This is a genomic window from Telluria mixta (assembly GCF_029223865.1).
GTDB classification, from domain to species: Bacteria; Pseudomonadota; Gammaproteobacteria; order Burkholderiales; family Burkholderiaceae_D; genus Telluria; species Telluria mixta.
The window spans coordinates 2,071,880-2,092,409 of the sequence record NZ_CP119520.1; the positions used below are offsets into that span (position 1 = coordinate 2,071,880).

The following is a 20,530-nucleotide window of genomic DNA, read 5'->3' on the forward strand; positions in this document are numbered from 1 at the left end:
GACCGGCCGCACCTGTGGCAGACTTTGTCATCGCTTATCGCTTACTGACACGGACACGCACATGAACAAGCAGATGAGCATCGGACGGATCGAAGCCTTGGCCCTGCGTCCCACCCTGGCCGCGCCGCCCGTGCGCGTGGATGGCGTGAGGGCCATCGCCTACCAGGGACTGGAGGGCGACGTGTACGCCGACCCGCTGTCGCCGCGCCAGCTGCTGCTGGCCGGTACGGATGCGTACGACGCGCTCGCGCTGCCGCCCCACACGCTGCGCGAAAACCTGCTCGTGGACGTCGACACGTCGCGGCTCGCGTCCGGCACCGTGCTGCAGGTCGGCGATGGCGTCCTGCTGCGGCTGATGTTCCAGTGCGAAGCCTGCGGTCACCTGGACGCGCACCACCCCGGCCTGTCGACACGCATCGGCACACGGCGCGGCATGCTGGCGCGCGTGCTGCGCGGCGGCGGGATCCGCCCGGGCGACCGGATCAGCATCGCGGGTCCGACGCTGCCGGCGTGGTCCGACGACTGGCGCGAGCGCATCGTCCACGTGCTCGACACCTTGCCGCCCAAGAGTGTGATCACCTATAAACGGCTGGCCCAGCTGGCGGGCGTCGCGTCGAGTTATTGCCGCGCCTTCCCGGGCATCATCGCCCGGCTCGGGCCGTTCTATGCGGGCAGGGCGGTGCCGACGCAATCGGATATTGCCCTGCCGCGCTGGGATGGGCACGGGTTGTTCGATCCCGCGCCGGCCGAGCGCTTGTTTTCCGCCGAGGTGGTGCCGTAGGAACGCTCGTCAGGCCGGCTGGTCGATCGGCTGCAGGGCGTAGCGGACGTCGCCGCGGTCATCCGCCTGCGGCCCGGTGACGAGGTAGGCGTCCCAACCGAGGTGCCCGCCCTGCGCGGGGCCGAGGATGGTGCTGTGGACCTCGTCGCCGCGCAGGATCAGTTCGACTTCGTATTCGAGCGTGACGCCGGCCAGCAGGCCCAGCATGCTTTTGAGGGCACGCGCCGCGAGGCCGCCCGGCAGGAACGATGTGAAACCGGCGTGGTCCAGGGGACCGACGACGACGCGCAGGCGCAGGTCGCGCTGCCACACGCGGACGCCGGCCATCGCGCTCGTCCCCAGCACGGCGGTGGCGTGGCCGAGGACGGTCTGCTGGGCCGGCGGCACGTCGTACCAGGCGCCGACGAATTGCTCGATGCGCACCGGGTGGCCGAAGTACTCGGACAGCACGCGCCCCATCTGCACGGCCGAGGGTGGGCGCTGGCGGATCGACGCGGCGAAATAGCCGATCGTTTCGTCCAGCAGCGCACCGTCCCTGTCGTGTGTCAGGCGGCGGCGCAGCGCATTCTGGCCGAGCCCGGCCAGCGCCAGCAGCAGCGGCAGGAAGGTGTCCTGGCCGTCGAGCTGGTATTTGAAGTGCAGCCGGTACTTGCGCCAGGCCGCGTAGAACAGCGCCAGCGAACGGTTCGAGAAGGTGTCCAGCAGGGCGCGCGGGCCCTCGTCGGACTGGCGCTGCTGGTGTTCGGCGATGCGCTCCGTGTAATGGGCCGGCAGCACGCCGGTGGCGCTCAGCAGGCCCATGAAGGATGGGGTGACGCGGATGTAGCTGAGTCTGGCTTCCTGCAGCGCCTTGCCGAGCGCGTGCGCGCCGCATTCGAGGTCGCGCGGCTCGGGCTGGATGGCTTCCAGCTGGCTGGCCGGGAAGCCGAGCGACGTCGAGTTCTGGAAGCGTACGTAATGGGAGATAACGTCGTGGGCGTTGGCGTCGTGCTGGGGCCGGCCGTGCCGCTTGAGCCAGAGCTCGAGCATGCGCACGGCCTGGAAGTACTCGAAACGATAGGGTTCCCTGAACAGGCGTTCGATTACAGCAGGCTCAAATCGCCGCTTCTCGGTAGGCATTTCAATAATTCCTCTCCGGTTTTATTGGACACGACCACCAGTTGCGTGAAGCTGTTGGCGTGCACGTACAGGGCGAGAAACCGTTCGATGATGTGGGCGAATGCGTAGATGCCGCTGCCGACGAAGGCTTCCTCGTCGATGAGGATGCGCACCTCGACGCCGCGCACGAGGCAGGTGAACGGATTGCCCTCCATCCAGGCGCTGGCCGTGCGCTGTTCGATGCCGGCGATGCCGCCGATCTGGCGCTGCGACGACGGCGAACGGGGCAGGTCGTACAAGGCGAGCATTTCACGGAAGGCATCGACGCCGCCATTTGCCAGCGACAAATGGTTCAGTGTCAGGTGCGAGATCAGGCGCCAGTGGGCGCTGCGGGCACTCTCGAAGCGGTATGTGATCGTGGGCTTGCGCAGGAAGTTGATCGTCTTCACGTTCGAGCCGCCTTCGAGGAACAAATCGCCGCCGCGCTGGCCATAGGAGAGCAAGGCCGGCAGGTCGCGGTTGCTGCAGATGAGTTCGATGTTCAGCGTTTGCGTCTCGACGGCGGCGGGGTCGAAATCGATGTCGACGATGGCGATCTGCGTCTCGTAGCCGGGGCTGCGCTCGGCCAGCGTCTCGTCGCGCCGCAAGACCCAGTAATGCCCGTTCTGCTCGGGTGTCTGGGCGTGCTTGAGAGAATAGAACGGGTGGAATTCGACGACCGTTTCTCCCTGCGGCGTCTGGCGCACGAGGTTGACGGATTCGATGGAGTGCACTTCGTACGCGAAGGCGCGGCGCGCATCGGCCAGTACGGGATAGCTGGCGCTGGCGTGGGTCAGGCGGATCGGTTCGCCGCGTTGCTTGAACAGGTTGATGACGGGGGTACAGCCCAGCAACAGGTTGTTCGTCGACAGCGTGCCGAGCATGCGCGCCGTGTTCGAATCCGCGCGCAGGCCCGACAGCGCCAGGTGCAAGGTGACGGTCGTCGCTCCGGCCGCCAGCGCGGTTGGCAGCGCGGCCATGAGCGCGGCCAGGTCGATGTCGAAGAAGTTGAACTTGTCCGGGAAGCAGAAGTACTCGGTCAGCAGGCGGTAGGCGGCGTGCGAGCGGGCGGGAAAATCGATCAGGGCTTCGTCGTCGGCGAAGCCGGCGGGTTCGATCGGGATCGCGTCCAGCGGAAACCAGCGGCCGTTGCGATCCGCCTCGACGTATGCGCCCGCCGCGCGCATGAACAGGGTGTCGCGGAGCGCCGCGCAGAACGACGCCTCGCCGTCGATGAACACGCGCAGGCGCGGCAGGGCCAGTCGGCCGAGGCGCAGCTGGTCGGCCGTGGCGGTGAGTGTCAGGCTGAGGCCGGAGCCCGCGCCTTCCGGCAGGCGCACGGCTTCGGGATGGTCGATGATGGCGGAAAACGCGGCACCGGTGAGCGCGATCGGTGCGACGGTGACGGGATACACGGTGCGGAACGTACAGGCCGCACCGCGCACGGGCCGCGTACTGAGCGCGGTGCCGCGCGGCATGACGCTGACGCCCGTCTGCTGCTCGGCGGTGCCGCCGAAGTCCATGCAGGCGATCGAACAGGGGGGAAATGGCCGCAGGTAATGCGGGTACAGCACGTCGAACAGCGCTTCCGTGAATTCCGGATAGTCGTCATCGAGCCGTTTGGCGATGCGTGCGTTCAGCAGCGCGAACGATTCGATCATGCGTTCCGTGTGCGGGTCTTCGCACACTTCGCCGCTGATGAGCAGGCGGCCCGCGATCTTGGGATAGCGCTCGGCGAATTCGCGTAGGTGGCGGCGCAGGTAGCCGAGCTCGCGCTCGTAATACGGTAGCAATTGTTCCAAGCTTAGCCTCGCGCGGACGCGGCCAGCGACGCCCTGGCCGCCTTGCTGATGCTGTACTGCAGGGTCGACGGCTGCAGCAGCGCATCGAAATTGACCGGTTCTTCCGATGCGCTGGCGACGAGCACCGCCGTGATCGAAAATTTCAATCGGTTCACCGCATTCTCGTCGCGCACTTCCAGTACCGCCTTTACATTGCGCAGGCGCGGTTCATGACGGGCGATGGTCTTTTCGAGGCACTCGCAGATGTAGGCGCGGTCGCTCGGGCTCGACAGCGAGCGGTCGGCGAAATCCGTCAAGCCATAGGTGACGAGTGAGTCGCTGCACTCGGGAAAACCCTGCAGTGAATTTTCCGGGATGACAGAGCGTGTGTTCAACAACGCCTCCAGGTCGCGTGCGACGGCATCCTTGAAATCCTCGGCGGTCATGCGCGAGATGGTGGCGTTGCCGACGCCGCGCACCGACGTGCCCAGCAGACGGTCGAAAAATCCAGGCGTGAACCCTTCCATCGAAGCTCCTCCATGCCGGCAGCGCAAGCCGGCATCTTCACACAGTCGAGCGCGAAAAAATAGTTCAGTTGGGAATGACCCACGGTTACTTTGAGCAGTAGCAAAACTGCAGGTCGTTGCGAAAAAAAATGTGCCGTGAAGGACTAAGGTGATCGACTTGGAACAAGTCATTGACTGGAGGACATGCATGACGAGCACGATGATCGGCAACATGGCCAGCAAGGTGTTGTGGGGCGAAGGCCTGCTCCTGCGTCCGCAGCATTTCCAGCGCCAGGACCAGTACCATGAACACCGCCTGTACAAGAGCATCCGGGCCGTACACCCGTATGCCTGGGGCATCGAAGCGCTGCAGATCGACCGCGAGGCGCTGTCCAGCAACGTGTTACGCATCCTCGAGCTGGCGCTGCGCTTCCAGGATGGTGAACTGGTCGATGCACCGGGTGCCGACGAACTGCCCGACACCGTCGACCTCAGCCAGTTTCCGCAGTCCCAGCAAACCATCACGTATTACGCCGCCCTGCCCGGCCTGAAACCCTTCAGCGGCAATTTCGCCCAGCCGGGCCAGCCGACCAAGACGGTCCGCTTCGTGCAGACAAACGAGGAAACGCCCGACCTCTACACCCAGGCAGCGCCGGCGTCCGTGTCTTACCTCAGGAAAACCGTGCGCCTCGTCCCCGAATTCGAGCCACGCGACGCCTATCTCAGCTTTCCGGTGCTGCGCCTGCGCCGCGCCCCGTCCGGCGGCTTCGAGCTGGACCCGTCCTTCCTGTCGCCGAGCCTGTCGGTGGGTGCCGCACCCGCCCTGTTCCAGCAAGTGCGCCGCCTGCTCGAGGCGCTGCAGGCCAAGGTGAGCTCGCTGTACGGCCACCACCGCGAGCCGAGCCGCAACGTGATCGAATTCCGTTCCGGCGACATGTCGTCGTTCTGGCTCTTGCACACCGCCAGCTCCGCCTGCGCATCGCTATCCCACTACCTTCACCATCCCGACCTGCACCCGGAACGCTTGCACGAACAATTGCTCGGCGTAGCCGGTGCGCTGATGACGTTTTCGAAAAGCTGGACGCTGACCGACCTGCCGGTTTACCAGCACGCCGACCCTGGCCCCGGCTTCGCCAAGCTGTTCCAGATCATCCGCGAACTGCTCGACACCGTGATCTCGTCGAAGTACTTCGCCATCGTCCTGAACGAAGTGCGGCCGTCGTACCACCACGGCATGCTCGACTCCGGCAAGATCGACGACAAGACCACCTTTTACATTGCCGTCTCGGCCGACATCCCGACCCTGGAACTCGTCGACACCGTGCCGCTGCGTTTCAAGGTCGGCGCGCCGGACGACGTCGAGAAATGCGTGCTGTCCGCCCTGCCCGGCGTACGCCTGCAATACGCGCCGCAACTGCCCGCCGCCATACCGGTGCGCCCCGACACGTGTTATTTCATCCTCGATGCCAAGGGACAGATGTACGAACGCATGCTGCAGGCGCAATCGATGGCGATCTACGTGCCGTCGGGGATGAAGGGGCTGAAGCTCGAACTGATGGCTGTTGCCGCCTGAGCCCGCAGCAATGTTCCCCGTTGACAACCTTTGACTGCACACCATCATGTCGACACCCCTCACCGCCGAACCGCTCCCCGCTTCTCATTCAGTCCCCGGGTGGATCAAACAAGCCATGATCGCCGCCGCCGTCTTCGTTGCCTGCTGGGGCGGCACGATCTTCTGGTGGCGCACGAGCGCGCGCGTGCCCGCTACGCCGGAATGGATGCTGTTGCTGTTCGGCCTGCCCATGACCCTGCTGCTGGCGGGCTTTATCGGACATAAATGGATCGCGCAGCGCAGCGCCGTCCAGGCGGATACGCCTCCCCAGCAGGCGGCGCCGGCCACGACCGCCGCAAGTCCGGCGCACGCACAGCCCCTGGCGATCCTCGCGACGGCACTGCGCGCCCCGCAAGGCGCGTCGCCCGAAGAACTGGCGGCCGCCATCGCGAACGACAAGGCGCGGCCGGATCTGGACCGGGAACTCGTTGACGACGATGGCTTCCCGGTGATGTGCGCCCGCTGCGAGGACGCCCGCGACAACGCGCTGCGGGAAGATGTCACCGACTGGCTGGCGGCGCACGGCGGCATCGAGCCGAACTTCAGCGACGAGCAATGGCGCGCGCTGACGCTGGCAAGCAGCGTGGTGGCGGAGCTCGCAGGACGCGCTTCGATCGAGTGGAGCGTGCGCGATGACGCCGCGCCCAGGCTCCAGGTGTCGCCGCTGCTGCCGGCGGATTGGTCCGAGGGACAGCGTGATGCGGCTGCCGCGTGGCTGCGGCATACGGCGGCGCAGGCGGGATGGCGCGGCGAGATCGGCGCGGCCGCGTGTGAGGCTGGCCGTGGCGATCCCGTGGCCGGCATTGCTGCGGCCGCTGCAGCGCCCGGTGTCACGCTCGTGGTGGCGGCAGCGTCGCATGTGGGCGAGGCGACGGTCGCGCGCTGGGCGTCGGAACAGATCCTGTTTACGGCCGCGCAGCCGCAGGGGATGATGCCGGGCGAAGGCGCCGCCGGGCTGTTGCTGGGCGGTGCAGCGCTGGCGGGGGCGTCCGATGGCCAGGCGGCCGCGCTGCTGGCGCCCCTCGCGGAAGTGCAGGTCGCGGCGCCGGCCGGCGCACGCCGGCGCGGACCCGATCGCGTGCTCGCGGGACTCGTCGAACGCACGCTGGTCGATGCGGGTGGCAATGCCGGCGATGTGGCGATGATCGTCGCCGATACCGGCCATCGGTCGCGCCCCGTGGTCGAGTTGATGGAATATGCCGCCACGACGATGCGGCAACTCGACGGCAGCGAGGACGTCGTGCACGTGGGGACGGGAAGTGGCGCTTGCGGCGTGGTTACGTTCGTGACGGCGCTTGCACTGGGTGCGCACTACGCGGGCGTGCGCCAGGCGCCGGTGCTGTGCCTCGCCAGCGAGGTGCCCGGCCGCCGCATCGCCACGGTCGTGCGGCCCGTCGGTTGAACTCTCAACGGGCCGGCGCGCGCCATGCCTGCGTGCGGCCCAGCACGTGGCTGTCGATCGATCCCTTCCTGGCCAGCTGGCCGCCGATGCCGACGTTCAGCAGGCAGACATCCTCGTCCTCGTTTTCCCGTCCCTGGAAGCGGCGTGCCCACGGATCGCGCGTCGTGGCGTCCTGCGCGGGGCGGCGTGCCACGATGGAAGGTCGCGCGGCGGGGGCGTTGGCACCGGTTCGTCGAGCACGGCGGCGCGCTGGCCGCTGGCGCTGCAGGAGACGAGCGCGCAGACGTTCACGCCTTGTGCAAATGCCGGTAGCGGTACGAGAAGCGCGGCGGCTGCCAGCGGGAGGAGCTTCCTGATCAAACCGGAGGTCATGGTCTGCACCTTGTCGATGACGATACGGCCACTCTAGCGGGTTGCGCGCAGCGGTTGGTGTCCGATTGTGTCGGGCGCGAGCCCCGACACATGCGCTTGCAAAAATCCTGCGCTACCATGGGCCCCGTAGCTCAACGCACGGAGGAGACGACACATGATTTATCAAGGCAGCTGCCACTGCGGCCAGGTGGCATACGAAGTGGAGGGAGAAATCCAGGGCGCCCTCGCCTGCAATTGTTCGATGTGCCAGCGCAAGGGCTCCCTGCTCTGGTTCGTGCCGCGCGCGCAGTTCCGCCTGCGCACGCCCGAGGACGCGGCCGCCACCTATACGTTCAACAAGCACGTCATCAAGCACCGCTTCTGTCCCACGTGCGGCATCCATCCGTATGCGGAAGGGGTCGATCCGAAGGGGAATCCGATGGCGGCCATCAACCTGCGCTGCATCGAGGGCATCGACCTCGACGCGATCCCGGTGCAGCATTACGACGGCCGCGATTCCTGACCGTCAGTTCAGGCGCGGCGCGATCACGAGTTCCGGCTGCGGCCGCGGTGCGTGGGCCGACAACTCCGCCGGCGCCACGTCCTGCGGCAGCGCGACGATGCGTTCCCACAGCGCGAAGCCGGCCGTGCGGTTTGCCTTGCTGAGCTGGTAGGCGGGCAAGGCCTCTACGCCGTGGGCCATCCACAGCGCCTCGTACGATGGCGTCAGGCGCGCGTCGTGCCAGGCTTCGGACAGGGGCGCGAATGTCTCCTGCAGGACGGCCGCCGTGCTCCGCATGCGCACCCAGCGGTGGTTCAGCCAACCGTTTTCCTTCTCGACTGGATGCAGGAAACGTTCGATCACCTGGCGCGCCGCCTCGTCTCCGCTGCGGCTCATCACGTCGATGGCGGCGCGCGTCATGTTCAGGTTCAGGCCACCCTCCTTTTTGGTATGGCGGATTTGCACGACGCGGTCGCGGTAACCCGGCGTGCGCTTCAGCGCTTCGTCGCGCCACGTGCGGATCGTGCGCAGGATGGCGCCCGCGAAGCGCGGCAGCGAGGGATGGCCGTCGGCCTCGTCGACCGGCATGTACGCCGCCGTCACGCCGGTGTTGTTGTTCGTCGGGAGCGAGACGCGCGCGGCGAACGGGTCGTCGTCGGCCAAGTCGCCCTGCAGGGTGACGCCGAAGGTCGGGCGGGTCGGCAGGATGTTGTCGAAAAAGTGAATGGGAAAATTGCTGGTCAGGCCGCCGTCCGAGAACCAGACGCGCAGCAGGTCGACGCCTTCCCCGTGCACCGGCAGCGCGCGCAGGCGGTACAGGGGCACGGCCTGCAGCAGCACGGGAAAACTGAGGCTCATGCGCGCGGCCACCACGAGCGGCAGGTCGTCCGGATCGGGCATGAAGTAATAATCCTCGCCGGCGGCGTTCATGCGTTCCAGGACGGTCACCGTGCGTGCACCGTGGCGCGTGTGGCGCGCGCGTGCCTTCATCCAGTCGACGATCGCGGGCGGGAACAGTGCGGCCATTTCCGAGGCGCGGAACACGAGGTCGGCGCTCGAATGCGGCAGGCGGTGCGCGCGCAGTTCGGAGAGGCCCGTCGTCATCAGGGCCAGTTCGATCGGCGGCTCGGATGTGCGCAGCTGGCCGAACGTCAGCGGCGCGTCGAGCGGGAGGCCGGCGATGTCCTGCACGAGGCCATGCAGCCATTCCGTCAGGGCAGGCGGATTGTCGGCGTCCGTGCGCAGCCCGGAGCAGATGCCGCAGCGGTTGGCGCGCAGGCCGCGCCATGCCGACCACGTGGCCTGCAGCAGCGCCCCGGCCAGTGCGCCCACGAACATGCACAGGCCGAACCACAGGACGCTGGCGAGACCGACGAGGGGCACGGTTGGCCAGTGCCCGCCGAGCAGGCTGCTGCTGATCAGGAAGCCCAGCAGCCACATGCCCCCGCCCACCACGGCGCCGAGCGGGAAATTCCACAGCATGGCGAACGACAGGTAGCCGCACGCCTTCGTCCTGCTCGTTTCGTTCAGCGCCGCCGCGATCACGCGGAAGTGCGGACGCAGTGCGGCACAAGGCTGGAACAGGGAAAACAGGCGGGTGTACCTGCCGACGGCCTCCTGCAGGCTGCCGGGCAGCCGGGCCAGCAGATGGAAACCGTCGTCCTCACCTTGTCCGTCCTTGCGCACGCGGTTGCGCTTGAACTGGGCCGCCGCCGCCGCGATCGCCGCCACCGCGCCGACGCTCGTCCCGCCGATCGAGCGCAAGGTGAACTTGTCGGCCAGCCGCGCCACGAACGCCGGGTAGACCACGCCGGAGGTCACCCCGCCTTCCATCACGATATCGCATTCTTTCGGTAAGAAATCGTTCATCGCTTTCGACGCTCATGCATGATGCGTCGATTATGAGCGATTAGCGCTTACCCCGGTACACCCACGATCACGCTGGATGCCTTGAACATGGCCGTGGCCGTCCTGCCCTCGGCCAGCTCGAGCGATCGCGCGCTCTCGTTGGTGATAATGGCGGCGATGCTGCCGCCGCCCGTCAGGTCGAGGACGACTTCCGTGTTGACGGCGCCCGGCACCAGGCGAGAGATCGTGCCGGCGAGCTGGTTGCGGGCCGAGAAGCGCGCGCCCTCGCCTGCCGTCATGAGGATGATCGACGATGCCTTGACCAGCGCGAACGCCTGGGCGCCCGGCGCGAGGCCGAGGCTCGCCGTGCTCTCGTGCGTGACGATGGCGACGATCTTGTGGCCGCCGGCGATGTCGAGTTCGATCTCGTCGTTGACGGCGCCGGACTGGACCCGGGAGACGGTGCCGAAGAACTGGTTGCGTGCGCTCGTTTTCATGTTCAGCCTGCTGATCAGGGTAAGGTCGGCGGACAGGTTGCCGGCCTGCCCGTTGAGTTGTTCCACGAATTGCCGGTGGAGCTGCTCGAGCGCCCGGAAGTTCGTGACGAGTTGTTCGCCGCGCGCCGTCAGCCGCGTGCCGCCGCCGCCCTTGCCGCCGGCGACGCGTTCCACCAGCGCTTCGCCGGCCAGGTTGTTCATCGCGTCGATCGCGTCCCACGCACCCTTGTAGCTCATGCCGATCGCTTTCGCGGCCTGGCTGATCGACCCCGTTTGAGCGATCGCGGCCAGCAGCTCGACCCGTCCCTGGCCGCCGAATTTTTCGCCGTCGACCGTCATCCAGACGGCGCCCTGCAACGCGAAGCCTGTGTTGTCGTTTTCCACGATCTGTCCTGTTCCGTTTCGTTATATACTCTACTATATAGCGATGATGAACTGGAGTCGACCATGAAGCAACTCGCCGGCCTGCTGGCCCTGATCGCGTGCCACGCCGCCCAGGCGGACGAGGTGCAGGTGGCAGTCGCCGCCAATTTCACCGCGCCGATGCAGAAAATCGCGGCGGCATTCGAACAGGACACGGGCCACAAGGCCGTCCTTGCCTTCGGCGCCACCGGCAAGTTCTACGCCCAGATCGTCAACGGCGCCCCGTTCGAGGTGCTGCTCGCGGCCGACGACGAGACACCCGCGAAACTGGAAGCGGAGCACCGCACCGTGCCCGGCACGCGTTTTACGTACGCGACCGGCAAGCTGGCGCTGTGGTCCGCGAAGGACGGCTATGTCGACGGCCAGGGCCAGGTCCTCAAAACGGGCGACTACGCCCATCTCGCCATCGCCAATCCGAAGACGGCCCCGTACGGCGCGGCCGCCATCGGGACGCTGAACAAACTGGGCGTCCACGACCGCGTGCAGGGCAAGCTCGTGCAGGGCGAGAACATCGCGCAGACGCACCAGTTCGTCAGCACGGGCAATGCGCCGCTCGGCTTCGTCGCGCTGTCGCAGGTCTATCGTGACGGCAGGTTCACGTCCGGCTCGGGCTGGATCGTGCCGGACAACCTGCACGGCCCGATCCGCCAGGACGCCGTCATCCTCGCCAAGGGCGGCGCCAATCCGGCTGCGAAGGCGCTGGCAGGCTATCTGAAATCGAGCAAAGCCAGGGAGATCATCCGCTCGTACGGCTACGCATTGTGATGCTGGACGCCGCCGACTTCGCGGCCGTCCGCCTGACGCTGGAACTGGCGACCGTCGTGACCCTGCTGCTGCTGGCGATCGGCACACCGGTCGCGTGGTGGCTCGCGCGCACGCGCTCGCGCCTGCGTCACGCGGTCGGGGCCGTCGTGGCATTACCTCTCGTGTTGCCGCCCACCGTGATCGGCTTTTATTTGCTGCTGTTGCTGGGGCCGAACGGCCCGGTCGGCAAGCTGACGGAGGCGCTCGGCATCGGATTATTGCCGTTCTCGTTCGGTGGTCTCGTGCTGGCGTCCGTGTGCTATTCCCTGCCGTTCGTCGTGCAGCCGCTGCAGAATGCGTTCGAGGCGATCGGCACGCGGCCGCTGGAAGTGGCGGCCACCTTGCGCGCGAGTCCATGGGACACGTTCTGGTCGGTGGCGGTGCCGCTGGCGCGGCCCGGTTTCCTGTCCGGCGCCGTGCTCGGGTTCGCGCACACGGTGGGTGAATTCGGCGTCGTGCTCATGATCGGCGGGAATATCCCGGACAAGACGCGCGTTGTCTCCGTGCAGATCTACGACCACGTCGAAGCGCTCGAATACGCGCAGGCGCATTGGCTTGCGGGCGGCATGCTGGTCTTCAGCTTCCTCGTGCTCCTGGCGCTGTACACCTTTTATCCGCAAGCGATGAAAGGACGGCGCCGATGACGGACGGATTGCGCGTGCGCCTGCGCATGGACCGCGGCGCATTTTGCCTGGACGTCGACCTCGACCTGCCCCAGCGCGGCATCAGCGCGCTGTTCGGCCATTCCGGCTCCGGCAAGACGACGGTTTTGCGCGCCATCGCCGGCCTGGAACGCGCGCCCGGCGGTGTCGTCGCGCTCGGCGATGACGTCTGGCAGGACGACGCGCGCGGCGTGTTCGTCCCCGTGCATCGACGGGCCATCGGCTATGTGTTCCAGGAAGCGAGCCTGTTCCCGCATCTGTCCGTGCGCGCCAATCTGGAGTTCGGCCGCAAGCGCGTGCCCGTGCACGAACGCCGCTTCGCGCTGGAGCCCGTGACGGCCCTGCTGGGGATAGCAAGCCTGCTCGAGCGCCGGCCGGACGGTCTGTCGGGCGGCGAGCGCCAGCGCGTGGCGATCGCACGCGCCCTGCTCGCGTCGCCGCGGCTGTTGCTGATGGACGAACCGCTGGCCGCGCTCGACCTGCGCCGCAAGCAGGAGATCCTGCCCTACCTGGAACGGATGCATGCGGAACTGGCGATCCCGATTATCTACGTGAGCCACGCGCCGGACGAGGTCGCGCGGCTCGCGGATCACCTCGTGCTGCTGGACGACGGCAAGGCGGTCGCCAGCGGGCCGCTGTCGGAGACGCTGGCGCGCGTGGACCTGCCGCCCAGCTTTGCCGACGACGCCGGGGTCGTGCTGGACACGATCCTGGCCGGCCACGAGGAAGACGCGTTATCCCGGCTGGAATTCGCAGGCGGCGCGCTGTTCGTGGGCCGGCGCCGCGAAGCCGTCGGCACGCACCTGCGCTGCCGCATCCACGCGCGCGACGTCAGCCTGGCGCTGGAGCGCCCGCAAGGCACGAGCATCGTCAACCGGCTGCCGGCCGTGGTGACGGCCGTGGCCGCCACCGATACGCCGGGCCACGTGCTCGTGCAATTGCGGATGGGAGAGTCGCCGCTGCTGGCCCGCATCACCGAACGCTCGCGCCGCGAGCTGGGCATCGCGCCCGGGCTGCGGCTGTGGGTGCAGATCAAGGGCGTGGCGTTGCTAAGTTGAACTTGCCTCAAACCGGGGTCAGCGCACGCGGCGCATCGACGAGATGCGGTTGTTCATGCGGTCGAGCATGTCGTAGCGGCCCGGGCCCAGGACGACGCATTCGCCGCGGAAGTCGGCGTGTTCACAGAATTCCCAGCGGCCTTCGCGGATGATGAGCGAGGTGGCGCGGTCGTTGAAGCCGACGTCGCTCAGCGCACGCACGTCCTGCGCCAGTTCCACTTGCTGGCCTTCGAAGCGCGGGCCGGCGAACATCACGACGTCGGGGCCGCCACGGTCACCGCGCCAGCCGCCGCGGTCGCCACGATCCCCGCGGTCTTCGCCACGCCAGGCGCCACGGTCGTCGTCACGGTCGTGATCGCGCCAGCGGCCGCGGCCACCGCGGTCGCGGTCGAGCTGGCGCGCCGAGGAGACGGCATCATTAAAACCCGACAGCTCGCGGTACTCGCCCGGACCGAACTCTTCGCAACGGCCGCCGAAGTTGGCGTGCTCGCACAGCAGCCACGTGCCCGAGCGGATGACGGCGCTCGACGCGCGGTCGTTGAAGTTGACATCGCCCAGGCTGGCGGCGTCGCGGTCGATGGTCACGCGTTGGCCGCGGAAATTGCTGTCCGAGAACAGCGTCAGTTCTCCGGCAAAGGCTGCGTGGGTGAAGGTGGCCAGCACGGCGGCGGCGGCAAGCAGGCGTTTCATGATTTCTCCATGGGTGTGCGCCTTCCGTCGGCGCCTGTGCTGTTAACGCCGGCGCCGTACGGACGGCTGACAGTTTCCTTGTAACAAAATTTTACCCGACCGGCCGCACGTGGATGGCGTCGATGTGTTCGGCCCGCAGCAGGTCGACGATCTGCCGGCCCAGGTCTTCCAGTGCTGCGTGGTTCGACATGTTGTGCAGGCGCTGCTCCAGGCTGCGTTGTTCGTGGATCGAGACCGCCCAGCCGATCGGACGGCCGTCATAGCCCGCGTCGGCCTTGCACAGGCTGGCGCAGGCGATCGTCAGCCGCAGGTCGTCCGCCGGCGCGTAGTCGAAGCACCAGCCCCAGTCTTCCGCGCTCGGGTAGCCCGTCACGATGCCTTGGCGGTTCAACGCCTGCGCCAGCCACAGGGCCAGCTCGAAACCATAGACGCCCGGGTTGGCCTGGCAGCCTTCCGGCAAGGTCGGCAGGAATCGGTCGGATGAGAATTCGATACCCCAGGTCATCAAGACCTCCTCACGCGGCGGCTTGCTCCTCCAGTACCGGGCAGCCGAACCCCGGCTGCGCCAGTTCGCGCGTCAAATCGGCACGCAGGGCGGACAGGCCGGCGATGCGCGCATCGATGTCATCCAGCTTGCGCAGCAGCGCATCACGCAGCAGCGGCGCGGCGGCGGCCGGATCGTCCAGCAGCGGCAGGCCGGTCTCGATCTCGGCCAGCGTAAAACCGAGCGCCTGGGCGGCGCGCAGGTAGCACAGCCATTGCACGGCTTCGGGCGGATAGTCGCGGTAGCCGTTGGCGAGACGGCGCGACAGCAGCAGCCCGCGTTTCTCGTAGAAGCGCAGGGTATCCCGGGTGAGGCCGGTGGCGGCGGCGAGTTCTCCGATCTGCATGGCGGTGGGTGCGATAAATACCTTGACCTTGGAGTGTACTCCAGGGTCGATGATGTCGGAACCTTCATTCCGGGAGATTTCCATGCAACTCAGCCGATCCGCTTTTCTCACCGTCGTGCGTGCCAGCGCCGCGTACGACCTGCTGCTCACGGCGCCCTTCGCCACGCCGTGGACGTTCGCCTTCGCGCACGCGCAGCTCTCGACCGTCAACCAGTACCTCGGCGGCGACGCCTTGCCGGACTTCGGCCCGTTCCACGTGCTGTTCGCCTGCCTGATGGGCAGCATCGTGCTCGTGTGGTCCGTGCTGCGCCTGCGCGCCGCCAGCGTCACCCTGGGGCGCTACGATGGCGTCGGCCGCTTCCTGTTCTCGATCTGGATGGCGTGGGCGCTCGCCACCAGCGGTGCGCCCTTGTTATGGCTGTTCCTCGTGCCGGAATTCTGCTGGGGCGTGGCGCAGTGGCTGCCGGTTGCTCAGAGCGAGCATGAAGGCGGCAGCAGCGCCGCACGCGCGCCCTTCACCAGCGCCGCGCCCATGCGCTCCAGCCGCGGCGGCTGAATGCGCCAGGCGTGCCAGTACAGCGCCACGTCGACGAACAGATCCGGCGTCAGGTCGACGAGGGCGCCGCTCGCCAGCATGTCCGCACACTGTTCCAGCGGCAGCAGGCCGTAGCCGAGACCCAGGCGGATCGCCTGCACGTACGGGTCGCTGGACGGCACGTAGTGGAACGGATAAGACCCTTCCGGCAGACCGAAGTGCTGCAGCAGGAACGCCGTCTGCAGCCGGTCGTTGCGGTCGAAGACCATCACCGGCGCCCGCCGCGCCGCTTCTCTCGTGATCCCGCCGGGGAACCAGCGCGACGCGAAGGAGGGCGCCGCCACCATCCGGTAGCGCATCACGCCGAGCGGACTCACGGTGCAGCCGCGCATCGGCTCCGTCTCGCCGGACACGCAGGCGAGGGCAAGCCCCTGTTCCAGCAGCGCGAACGTATGTCTCTGGTCGCCCGTGACGAATTCCACGAGCAGCCCTTCCTCGATCAGGACGGGCGCCAGCACGGGCAGCAGCCACGTGGCGAGGGTGTCGTTGTTGACGGCCAGCGCGACGCGCACCGGGCCCGGATCGGCCTGCTGCTCGGCGAAGAATTCGTCTTCCAGCAGCGCGCGGCGGCGCAGGAATTGCAGCAGGCGCATGCCGGGCGCTGTCGGCCGGCAGGGACGGGCGCGCACGAGCAGCGGCGTGCCCAGGTCGTGTTCCAGCGCGGCGATGCGCTGCGAGATGGCGGACGGCGTCACGTTCAGCAGCGCGGCTGCCTGCTCCAGGCTGCCGCTGTCGACGGCGGCGACGAACGCCTCGCTGCGGCGCGGATCGATTTTCATTGGATTAGCCCAGCTTAATAAACTTTAGAAGTCATTAATATAATTGATGTGGCCGTCCGAAAACGGCATGCTGCTCCGCAATAACAACAGGAGGTAGCATGTTTTCACAACCGATTTTCCTGCAAGGCCTCGGCATGGGCGCCAGCCTGATCATGCCGATCGGCGCCCAGAACGCACACGTGATCCGCACGGGCGTCGCCGGCCGCCACGTCGTCCTGACGGTGCTCACGTGCGTGCTGATCGACGTCACCCTGATCGCGCTGGGCATGTCCGGCTTCGGTGCCCTGATCGAAAGCGCGCCCCCGCTGCTGCTCGCGGCCCGCTGGGGCGGCGCCGCCTTCCTGCTGTGGTACGGACTGCGCTGTCTGAAAAGCTGCTGGCGCGGGGCGGCGGCGCCGAATGCGGGCGACGGGCAGGTCGCGGCGACGGCATCCCGCGCACTGGGCATCGTGCTGGCGATGTCGCTGCTCAATCCCCACGTGTACCTGGATACCGTGGTGCTGCTGGGCGCCGTCGGCAGCAGTCTCGCGGCGAATCACCGCGTGTCGTTCGCAGCCGGCGCGATGACGGCGTCGCTGCTGTGGTTTTCCGCGTTGGGCCTGGGCGCGCGCCGTTGCGCGTTCGTGCTGGCGCGGCCCGCCGTCTGGCGCGCCGTCGAAGGTTTTACGGGGACGACGATGCTCGTGCTGGCCGCGCTGCTACTTGTCGAACACTAGGCCGCGAGCGCCTTGCCGTGTTCGACCGACATCTGCGCCGGCAGCGCGACGCCGTTCTTCACCGCGGTCAGTTCGGCGAGGATGGAGACTGCGATCTCGTACGGCGTCTTGCTGCCGATGTACAGGCCGATGGGGCCGTGCAGCTTCGCGATCTGGTCCTCGGTGAGGTCGAATTCGCGCAGGCGTTCGCGCCGCCGCGCATTGTTGGCGCGCGAGCCGATGGCGCCGATGTAGAACGCGTCCGTCTTGAGCGCCTCCATCAGCGCGAGGTCGTCCAGCTTCGGGTCGTGGGTGAGGGCGATGACGGCGCTGCGGCTGTCCAGTTTCATCTCCAGCACGAGGTCGTCCGGCATCGCGTGCACGACGTCGACGCCCGCTAGGGCCCAGCTGGCGCGGTATTCTTCCCGCGGGTCGCACACGGTCACCTGGTATTCCAGGCCGACGGCGATCTGCGCCAGGAATTGCGACAGCTGGCCGGCGCCGATGATCAGCATGCGCAGGCGCGGGCCGTGGATCGTGACGAGCGTCTCGCCGTCCATGCGCAGCTGCTGGTCCGCTTCGCCCTGCGCCAGTTCGACCGTGCCGGTGGTCAAGTCGAGCGTGCGCCGCGTCAGCACGCGGCGCTGGGCCAGCGCGAGCAGTTCGTCCATGCGGCTGTGCGCACCGAGCGGCTCGACGACGAGCTGGATCGTGCCGCCGCAGGGCAGGCCGAAGCGGTGCGCCTCGTCGGCCGAGATGCCGTACGTGATGACTTCGGGCGCCGTACGTACGATGCCTTGTTCGCGCACGGCGGCGATCAGGTCGTCCTCGATGCAGCCGCCCGAGACCGAGCCGACGACGACGCCATCGGCGCGGATCGCCATCGTGGCGCCTTCCGGCCGCGGGCTCGAGCCCCACGTCCTGACGACGGTCACGTACTCGCAGCGCCAGCCGGCGCGCAGCCACTGGTCGCAGGCGTGCAGCACTTCAAGGTCGATACTGTCCATTGCCTTCCTTTTGTTGCCAATCGATAATTCTTAAGCCCACAGGGCAGCATGCATCCTAACGCAAAAACGCGAACCGCGACGGGCCCGGATACCCGACAAGAGTGTAGGGGGGCAAAAACGGTTTATACCGTTTTTGCGCACGACGGCGCTATACTCGTCGGACTGCGACCCGTGTTGGAGACCATCATGAAGCCAGACCTGCTGTCCCTGCTCCGCATCGACCTTCCCGTCATCCAGGCCCCCATGGCCGGCGTCTCGACGGCCGCGCTGGCGGCGGCCGTGTCCCGGGCGGGTGCGTTGGGCTCGATCTCCGTCGGCGCCGGGGACGCCGGGCAGGGCCGCGCCGCCATCGCCGACGTGCGCCGCCTGACCGACCGGCCGTTCAACGTCAACGTGTTCTGCCACCGCCCCGCGCAGGCTGACGCCGCGCGCGAAGCGGCCTGGCTCGACTACCTGTCTCCGCATTTCGCCGCCAACGGCGCGCAGCCGCCGGCGTCTTTACGCGAAATCTACAAGAGCTTCCTCGACGACGATCCGATGCTGGACGTGCTGCTGGAAGCGCGGCCCGCCGTCGTCAGCTTTCATTTTGGCTTGCCGGACGCGCGCCGTATCCAGGCGCTGAAGGATGCGGGCATCGTGCTGCTGGCCAGCGCGACGTCGGTGGACGAAGCGCGCCAGGTGGAGGCGGCCGGCATCGACGCCGTCGTCGCGCAGGGCTACGAAGCTGGTGGCCACCGCGGGCTGTTCGATCCGGAGCGGGGCGATCCCGCCATCGGCACGTTCGCGCTCACGCAACTGGTGGCGCACGCCGTTCGCATTCCGGTGATCGCGGCCGGCGGCATCATGGACGGGAACGGCATCGCCGCCGCGCTGCGCTTGGGCGCGAGCGCCGTCCAGATGGGCACCGCGTTCATCCTGTGCCCGGAGTCGTCGGCACCCCAGCACCACCGCGCGTTGATGCAGGCGGGGGAGGGTGTGATCACGGCCGTGACGGACGTCGTCTCCGGCCGTCCCGCGCGCGGGTTCGTGAACCGGCTGTTCAGCGAGATCGGCGCGCCGGGCCACCCGCCGCTGCCGGATTATCCGATCGCTTACGATGCCGTGAAGGCGCTGAACGCGGCGGCCACGAAGGCCGGCAACAACGATTTCTCGGTCAACTGGGCCGGACAGGGGTTTGCGCTCGCACGGGCGCTGCCGGCAGGTGAACTGGTGCGCCTGCTGGGCGAGGAACTGGCTCAGGCGTCCGCGTAAGCCGTCTCGATGGCTTCCTTGCGCGGCCTGGACGCGATGTGCACGACCAGCACCGCGTCGAGCGGCAGGGCAGGGTGCGCGGCGCGGTGCTTCGTGAACCAGAACACCTCGTCCACGTCCTCGTCCCCCGCATCGTGGGCGGTGGCCAGCACGCGCCGGTCCTCGGGCGCATCTTCGTAGTCGACGGCTTCCAGCGCCGCATCGTCGACGGCCTCGATCCAGGCCTCGGCATCCTTGCCCCAGGCCTGCACATAGCGCGCGCCGGATGCGACGAGCCAGCGCGCGACGTCCCACAGCCACATTTCCGCGACCTCGTCCTCGGCCAGCACGATGGCGAGGAAGGGCGGGCGCGCGCCCAGGTCGGGCAGGTCGGCGTCGGGCGGCAGGTGCAGATATGTAAGAGTCTTTCGTTGCATGGCAATAGCTTACCATCCTGCGTTACTATCTTGCTCGCGCCGGGACGGTCCGGCCCGATCCGTGGAGTCCCATGAAAATCCTTGCTTCCCTCGCGCTCGCCGCCGTTTCAGTCACGTCCGCCCAGGCGGCCATTCCCGTGTATGGGTTCTTCGTCAAGGCCACCTATCCGCACGACACGCAAGCCTTCACGCAGGGCCTGTTCTTCAGGGATGGCCAGCTGTACGAATCCACGGGCCAGAAAGGGCACTCGTCGCTGCGCAAGGTCGACCTCAAATCGGGCAAGGTGCTGCAGAAGAAGGACCTGGCGGACGAGTACTTCGGCGAAGGCGCCACGGCCGTGGGCGACACCATCGTGAACATCACGTGGCAGTCCAATGTCGGCTTCCTGTTCGACGCGAAGACGTTCGCCTTGAAGGGCCGCTTCAACTACAAGGGCGAAGGCTGGGGCCTGGCCAGCGACGCGAAGCATGTCTACATGAGCGACGGCACGAACGAGATCCGCATCCTCGACCCGAAGACGCTGGACGAGCAGCGCCGCATCCGCGTGACGGCCGAGGGTAAGCCGATCACCCAGCTCAACGAACTGGAAATCGTCGACGGCCAGATCTTCGCCAACGTGTGGGGGACCGATGTCATCGCCCGTATCGATCCCGAGACCGGCAACGTCGTCGGCTGGATCGACTGCACGAACCTGCTGCCGCCGGACCAGCGCGGGACGACGAATCCGGATGCGGTCCTGAACGGCATCGCGTACGAGCCGAAGCAGCACCGCCTGTACGTGACGGGCAAGCTGTGGCCCAAGCTGTTCGAGATCGAGCTCGTGCCCGTCCAGCGCCGCTGAC

Annotated in this window: 23 protein-coding genes; 11 read left to right on the plus strand and 12 right to left on the minus strand. The window is 67.5% G+C overall.

All coding sequences use genetic code 11. The features are described from left to right. Positions 1 to 61 precede the first annotated feature (61 nt). Positions 62 to 781 (plus strand): MOSC domain-containing protein, encoded by a 720-nt coding sequence (locus tag P0M04_RS09195; protein ID WP_259451812.1) that lies wholly within the window; start codon positions 62 to 64, stop codon positions 779 to 781. Positions 782 to 790: 9 nt separating this feature from the next. Here P0M04_RS09195 and tssG read toward each other — a convergent pair whose 3' ends face one another. Genes tssG through tssE form a run of 3 tightly spaced genes read right to left on the minus strand, consistent with a single transcriptional unit; the run spans position 791 to position 4,226 of the window. Continuing rightward, on the minus strand, positions 791 to 1,900 hold the full coding sequence (tssG, locus tag P0M04_RS09200; protein ID WP_259451813.1) for a type VI secretion system baseplate subunit TssG: 1,110 nt from the start codon (positions 1,898 to 1,900) through the stop codon (positions 791 to 793). Next, positions 1,864 to 3,720 carry a type VI secretion system baseplate subunit TssF gene (gene tssF / locus P0M04_RS09205; protein WP_259451814.1) on the minus strand — a complete coding sequence of 619 codons (1,857 nt, stop codon included), beginning with the start codon at positions 3,718 to 3,720 and terminating at the stop codon, positions 1,864 to 1,866. The genes tssG and tssF overlap by 37 nt, the downstream gene beginning before the upstream one ends. Before the next feature lie 2 nt (positions 3,721 to 3,722). Then, positions 3,723 to 4,226 (minus strand): type VI secretion system baseplate subunit TssE, encoded by a 504-nt coding sequence (gene tssE / locus P0M04_RS09210; protein WP_259451815.1) that lies wholly within the window; start codon positions 4,224 to 4,226, stop codon positions 3,723 to 3,725. 211 nt (positions 4,227 to 4,437) lie between these two features. Between tssE and tssK the strand changes: the two genes are divergently transcribed. Both tssK and P0M04_RS09220 read left to right on the plus strand, forming a co-directional pair. Further along, positions 4,438 to 5,778, plus strand: a complete 1,341-nt coding sequence (gene tssK / locus P0M04_RS09215; protein WP_371877378.1) for a type VI secretion system baseplate subunit TssK — start codon at positions 4,438 to 4,440, stop codon at positions 5,776 to 5,778. A 115-nt stretch (positions 5,779 to 5,893) separates the two neighbouring features. After that, entirely contained in the window at positions 5,894 to 7,219 is a 1,326-nt protein-coding gene (locus tag P0M04_RS09220; RefSeq protein WP_259451817.1) for a hypothetical protein, read from the plus strand. 4 nt (positions 7,220 to 7,223) lie between these two features. Here the strand turns inward: P0M04_RS09220 and P0M04_RS09225 are convergent, their stop codons facing one another. Further along, entirely contained in the window at positions 7,224 to 7,412 is a 189-nt protein-coding gene (locus tag P0M04_RS09225) for a hypothetical protein (RefSeq protein ID WP_281042397.1), read from the minus strand. 333 nt (positions 7,413 to 7,745) lie between these two features. Here P0M04_RS09225 and P0M04_RS09230 point away from each other — a divergent pair, with 333 nt between their 5' ends. Next, positions 7,746 to 8,093 carry a GFA family protein gene (locus P0M04_RS09230; RefSeq protein WP_259451819.1) on the plus strand — a complete coding sequence of 116 codons (348 nt, stop codon included), beginning with the start codon at positions 7,746 to 7,748 and terminating at the stop codon, positions 8,091 to 8,093. Positions 8,094 to 8,096: 3 nt separating this feature from the next. Here P0M04_RS09230 and P0M04_RS09235 read toward each other — a convergent pair whose 3' ends face one another. Together P0M04_RS09235 and P0M04_RS09240 are read right to left on the minus strand one after the other, a co-directional pair. Then, the gene (locus P0M04_RS09235; RefSeq protein WP_259451820.1) at positions 8,097 to 9,941 is read right to left on the minus strand and encodes a patatin-like phospholipase domain-containing protein; all 1,845 of its coding nucleotides are present in this window, start codon (positions 9,939 to 9,941) and stop codon (positions 8,097 to 8,099) included. 47 nt (positions 9,942 to 9,988) lie between these two features. Next, complete coding sequence (locus P0M04_RS09240; protein ID WP_371877373.1) at positions 9,989 to 10,801, minus strand: TOBE domain-containing protein; 813 nt, start codon at positions 10,799 to 10,801, stop codon at positions 9,989 to 9,991. A gap of 63 nt (positions 10,802 to 10,864) precedes the next feature. Between P0M04_RS09240 and modA the strand changes: the two genes are divergently transcribed. The 3 genes from modA to modC are packed head-to-tail and all read left to right on the plus strand — an operon-like array spanning position 10,865 to position 13,364. Continuing rightward, entirely contained in the window at positions 10,865 to 11,605 is a 741-nt protein-coding gene (gene modA / locus P0M04_RS09245) for a molybdate ABC transporter substrate-binding protein (protein ID WP_259451821.1), read from the plus strand. Then, on the plus strand, positions 11,602 to 12,288 hold the full coding sequence (modB, locus tag P0M04_RS09250; protein WP_259451822.1) for a molybdate ABC transporter permease subunit: 687 nt from the start codon (positions 11,602 to 11,604) through the stop codon (positions 12,286 to 12,288). Before modA ends, modB begins: the two co-directional genes overlap by 4 nt. Next, entirely contained in the window at positions 12,285 to 13,364 is a 1,080-nt protein-coding gene (gene modC, locus P0M04_RS09255; RefSeq protein WP_259451823.1) for a molybdenum ABC transporter ATP-binding protein, read from the plus strand. Before modB ends, modC begins: the two co-directional genes overlap by 4 nt. 18 nt (positions 13,365 to 13,382) lie before the next feature. On the opposite strand, the gene P0M04_RS09260 is transcribed toward modC, so the two are convergent. The 3 genes from P0M04_RS09260 to P0M04_RS09270 all read right to left on the minus strand — a co-directional run bounded on the left by P0M04_RS09260 (position 13,383) and on the right by P0M04_RS09270 (position 15,028). After that, complete coding sequence (locus P0M04_RS09260; RefSeq protein WP_259451824.1) at positions 13,383 to 14,054, minus strand: beta/gamma crystallin family protein; 672 nt, start codon at positions 14,052 to 14,054, stop codon at positions 13,383 to 13,385. Between the two features lie 91 nt (positions 14,055 to 14,145). Beyond that, positions 14,146 to 14,559: a hypothetical protein gene (locus P0M04_RS09265; protein ID WP_259451825.1), complete on the minus strand. Its 414-nt coding sequence runs from the start codon at positions 14,557 to 14,559 to the stop codon at positions 14,146 to 14,148. 10 nt (positions 14,560 to 14,569) lie between these two features. Further along, a complete protein-coding gene (locus P0M04_RS09270) occupies positions 14,570 to 15,028 on the minus strand; it encodes a MerR family transcriptional regulator (RefSeq protein ID WP_371877374.1) in 459 nt (152 codons plus the stop codon). On the opposite strand from P0M04_RS09270, the gene P0M04_RS09275 reads away from it, so the two are divergent. Then, positions 15,027 to 15,500: a hypothetical protein gene (locus tag P0M04_RS09275; RefSeq protein WP_259451826.1), complete on the plus strand. Its 474-nt coding sequence runs from the start codon at positions 15,027 to 15,029 to the stop codon at positions 15,498 to 15,500. The two genes, P0M04_RS09270 and P0M04_RS09275, sit on opposite strands and share 2 nt — an antisense overlap. Here P0M04_RS09275 and P0M04_RS09280 read toward each other — a convergent pair. After that, positions 15,416 to 16,318, minus strand: coding sequence for a LysR family transcriptional regulator ArgP (locus tag P0M04_RS09280; protein ID WP_259451827.1), 903 nt, complete (start codon positions 16,316 to 16,318; stop codon positions 15,416 to 15,418). The two genes, P0M04_RS09275 and P0M04_RS09280, sit on opposite strands and share 85 nt — an antisense overlap. Before the next feature lie 98 nt (positions 16,319 to 16,416). Here P0M04_RS09280 and P0M04_RS09285 point away from each other — a divergent pair, with 98 nt between their 5' ends. Further along, on the plus strand, positions 16,417 to 17,034 hold the full coding sequence (locus P0M04_RS09285) for a LysE/ArgO family amino acid transporter (protein WP_259451828.1): 618 nt from the start codon (positions 16,417 to 16,419) through the stop codon (positions 17,032 to 17,034). Here the strand turns inward: P0M04_RS09285 and P0M04_RS09290 are convergent. Further along, positions 17,031 to 18,020: an XdhC family protein gene (locus P0M04_RS09290; RefSeq protein ID WP_259451829.1), complete on the minus strand. Its 990-nt coding sequence runs from the start codon at positions 18,018 to 18,020 to the stop codon at positions 17,031 to 17,033. The genes P0M04_RS09285 and P0M04_RS09290 overlap by 4 nt on opposite strands. A gap of 186 nt (positions 18,021 to 18,206) precedes the next feature. On the opposite strand from P0M04_RS09290, the gene P0M04_RS09295 reads away from it, so the two are divergent. Continuing rightward, entirely contained in the window at positions 18,207 to 19,271 is a 1,065-nt protein-coding gene (locus tag P0M04_RS09295; protein WP_259451830.1) for an NAD(P)H-dependent flavin oxidoreductase, read from the plus strand. Here P0M04_RS09295 and P0M04_RS09300 read toward each other — a convergent pair. Further along, a complete protein-coding gene (locus P0M04_RS09300; RefSeq protein ID WP_259451831.1) occupies positions 19,256 to 19,687 on the minus strand; it encodes a DUF7684 family protein in 432 nt (143 codons plus the stop codon). The genes P0M04_RS09295 and P0M04_RS09300 overlap by 16 nt on opposite strands. Positions 19,688 to 19,758: 71 nt before the next feature. Here P0M04_RS09300 and P0M04_RS09305 point away from each other — a divergent pair, with 71 nt between their 5' ends. After that, positions 19,759 to 20,529: a glutaminyl-peptide cyclotransferase gene (locus P0M04_RS09305; RefSeq protein ID WP_259451832.1), complete on the plus strand. Its 771-nt coding sequence runs from the start codon at positions 19,759 to 19,761 to the stop codon at positions 20,527 to 20,529. Position 20,530: the final 1 nt, after the last annotated feature.

Bases quoted from the DNA above. Each gene is read 5' to 3' on its own strand.
- P0M04_RS09195 (WP_259451812.1), top strand. From the start codon at position 62: ATGAACAAGCAGATGAGCATCGGACGGATCGAAGCCTTGGCCCTGCGT.
- tssG (WP_259451813.1), bottom strand. From the start codon at position 1,900: ATGCCTACCGAGAAGCGGCGATTTGAGCCTGCTGTAATCGAACGCCTG.
- tssE (WP_259451815.1), bottom strand. From the start codon at position 4,226: ATGGAAGGGTTCACGCCTGGATTTTTCGACCGTCTGCTGGGCACGTCG.
- tssK (WP_371877378.1), top strand. From the start codon at position 4,438: ATGGCCAGCAAGGTGTTGTGGGGCGAAGGCCTGCTCCTGCGTCCGCAG.
- P0M04_RS09220 (WP_259451817.1), top strand. From the start codon at position 5,894: ATGATCGCCGCCGCCGTCTTCGTTGCCTGCTGGGGCGGCACGATCTTC.
- P0M04_RS09230 (WP_259451819.1), top strand. From the start codon at position 7,746: ATGATTTATCAAGGCAGCTGCCACTGCGGCCAGGTGGCATACGAAGTG.
- P0M04_RS09235 (WP_259451820.1), bottom strand. From the start codon at position 9,941: ATGAACGATTTCTTACCGAAAGAATGCGATATCGTGATGGAAGGCGGG.
- modA (WP_259451821.1), top strand. From the start codon at position 10,865: ATGAAGCAACTCGCCGGCCTGCTGGCCCTGATCGCGTGCCACGCCGCC.
- modC (WP_259451823.1), top strand. From the start codon at position 12,285: ATGACGGACGGATTGCGCGTGCGCCTGCGCATGGACCGCGGCGCATTT.
- P0M04_RS09260 (WP_259451824.1), bottom strand. From the start codon at position 14,054: ATGAAACGCCTGCTTGCCGCCGCCGCCGTGCTGGCCACCTTCACCCAC.
- P0M04_RS09265 (WP_259451825.1), bottom strand. From the start codon at position 14,559: ATGACCTGGGGTATCGAATTCTCATCCGACCGATTCCTGCCGACCTTG.
- P0M04_RS09275 (WP_259451826.1), top strand. From the start codon at position 15,027: ATGCAACTCAGCCGATCCGCTTTTCTCACCGTCGTGCGTGCCAGCGCC.
- P0M04_RS09270 (WP_371877374.1), bottom strand. From the start codon at position 15,028: ATGGAAATCTCCCGGAATGAAGGTTCCGACATCATCGACCCTGGAGTA.
- P0M04_RS09280 (WP_259451827.1), bottom strand. From the start codon at position 16,318: ATGAAAATCGATCCGCGCCGCAGCGAGGCGTTCGTCGCCGCCGTCGAC.
- P0M04_RS09285 (WP_259451828.1), top strand. From the start codon at position 16,417: ATGTTTTCACAACCGATTTTCCTGCAAGGCCTCGGCATGGGCGCCAGC.
- P0M04_RS09290 (WP_259451829.1), bottom strand. From the start codon at position 18,020: ATGGACAGTATCGACCTTGAAGTGCTGCACGCCTGCGACCAGTGGCTG.
- P0M04_RS09295 (WP_259451830.1), top strand. From the start codon at position 18,207: ATGAAGCCAGACCTGCTGTCCCTGCTCCGCATCGACCTTCCCGTCATC.
- P0M04_RS09300 (WP_259451831.1), bottom strand. From the start codon at position 19,687: ATGCAACGAAAGACTCTTACATATCTGCACCTGCCGCCCGACGCCGAC.
- P0M04_RS09305 (WP_259451832.1), top strand. From the start codon at position 19,759: ATGAAAATCCTTGCTTCCCTCGCGCTCGCCGCCGTTTCAGTCACGTCC.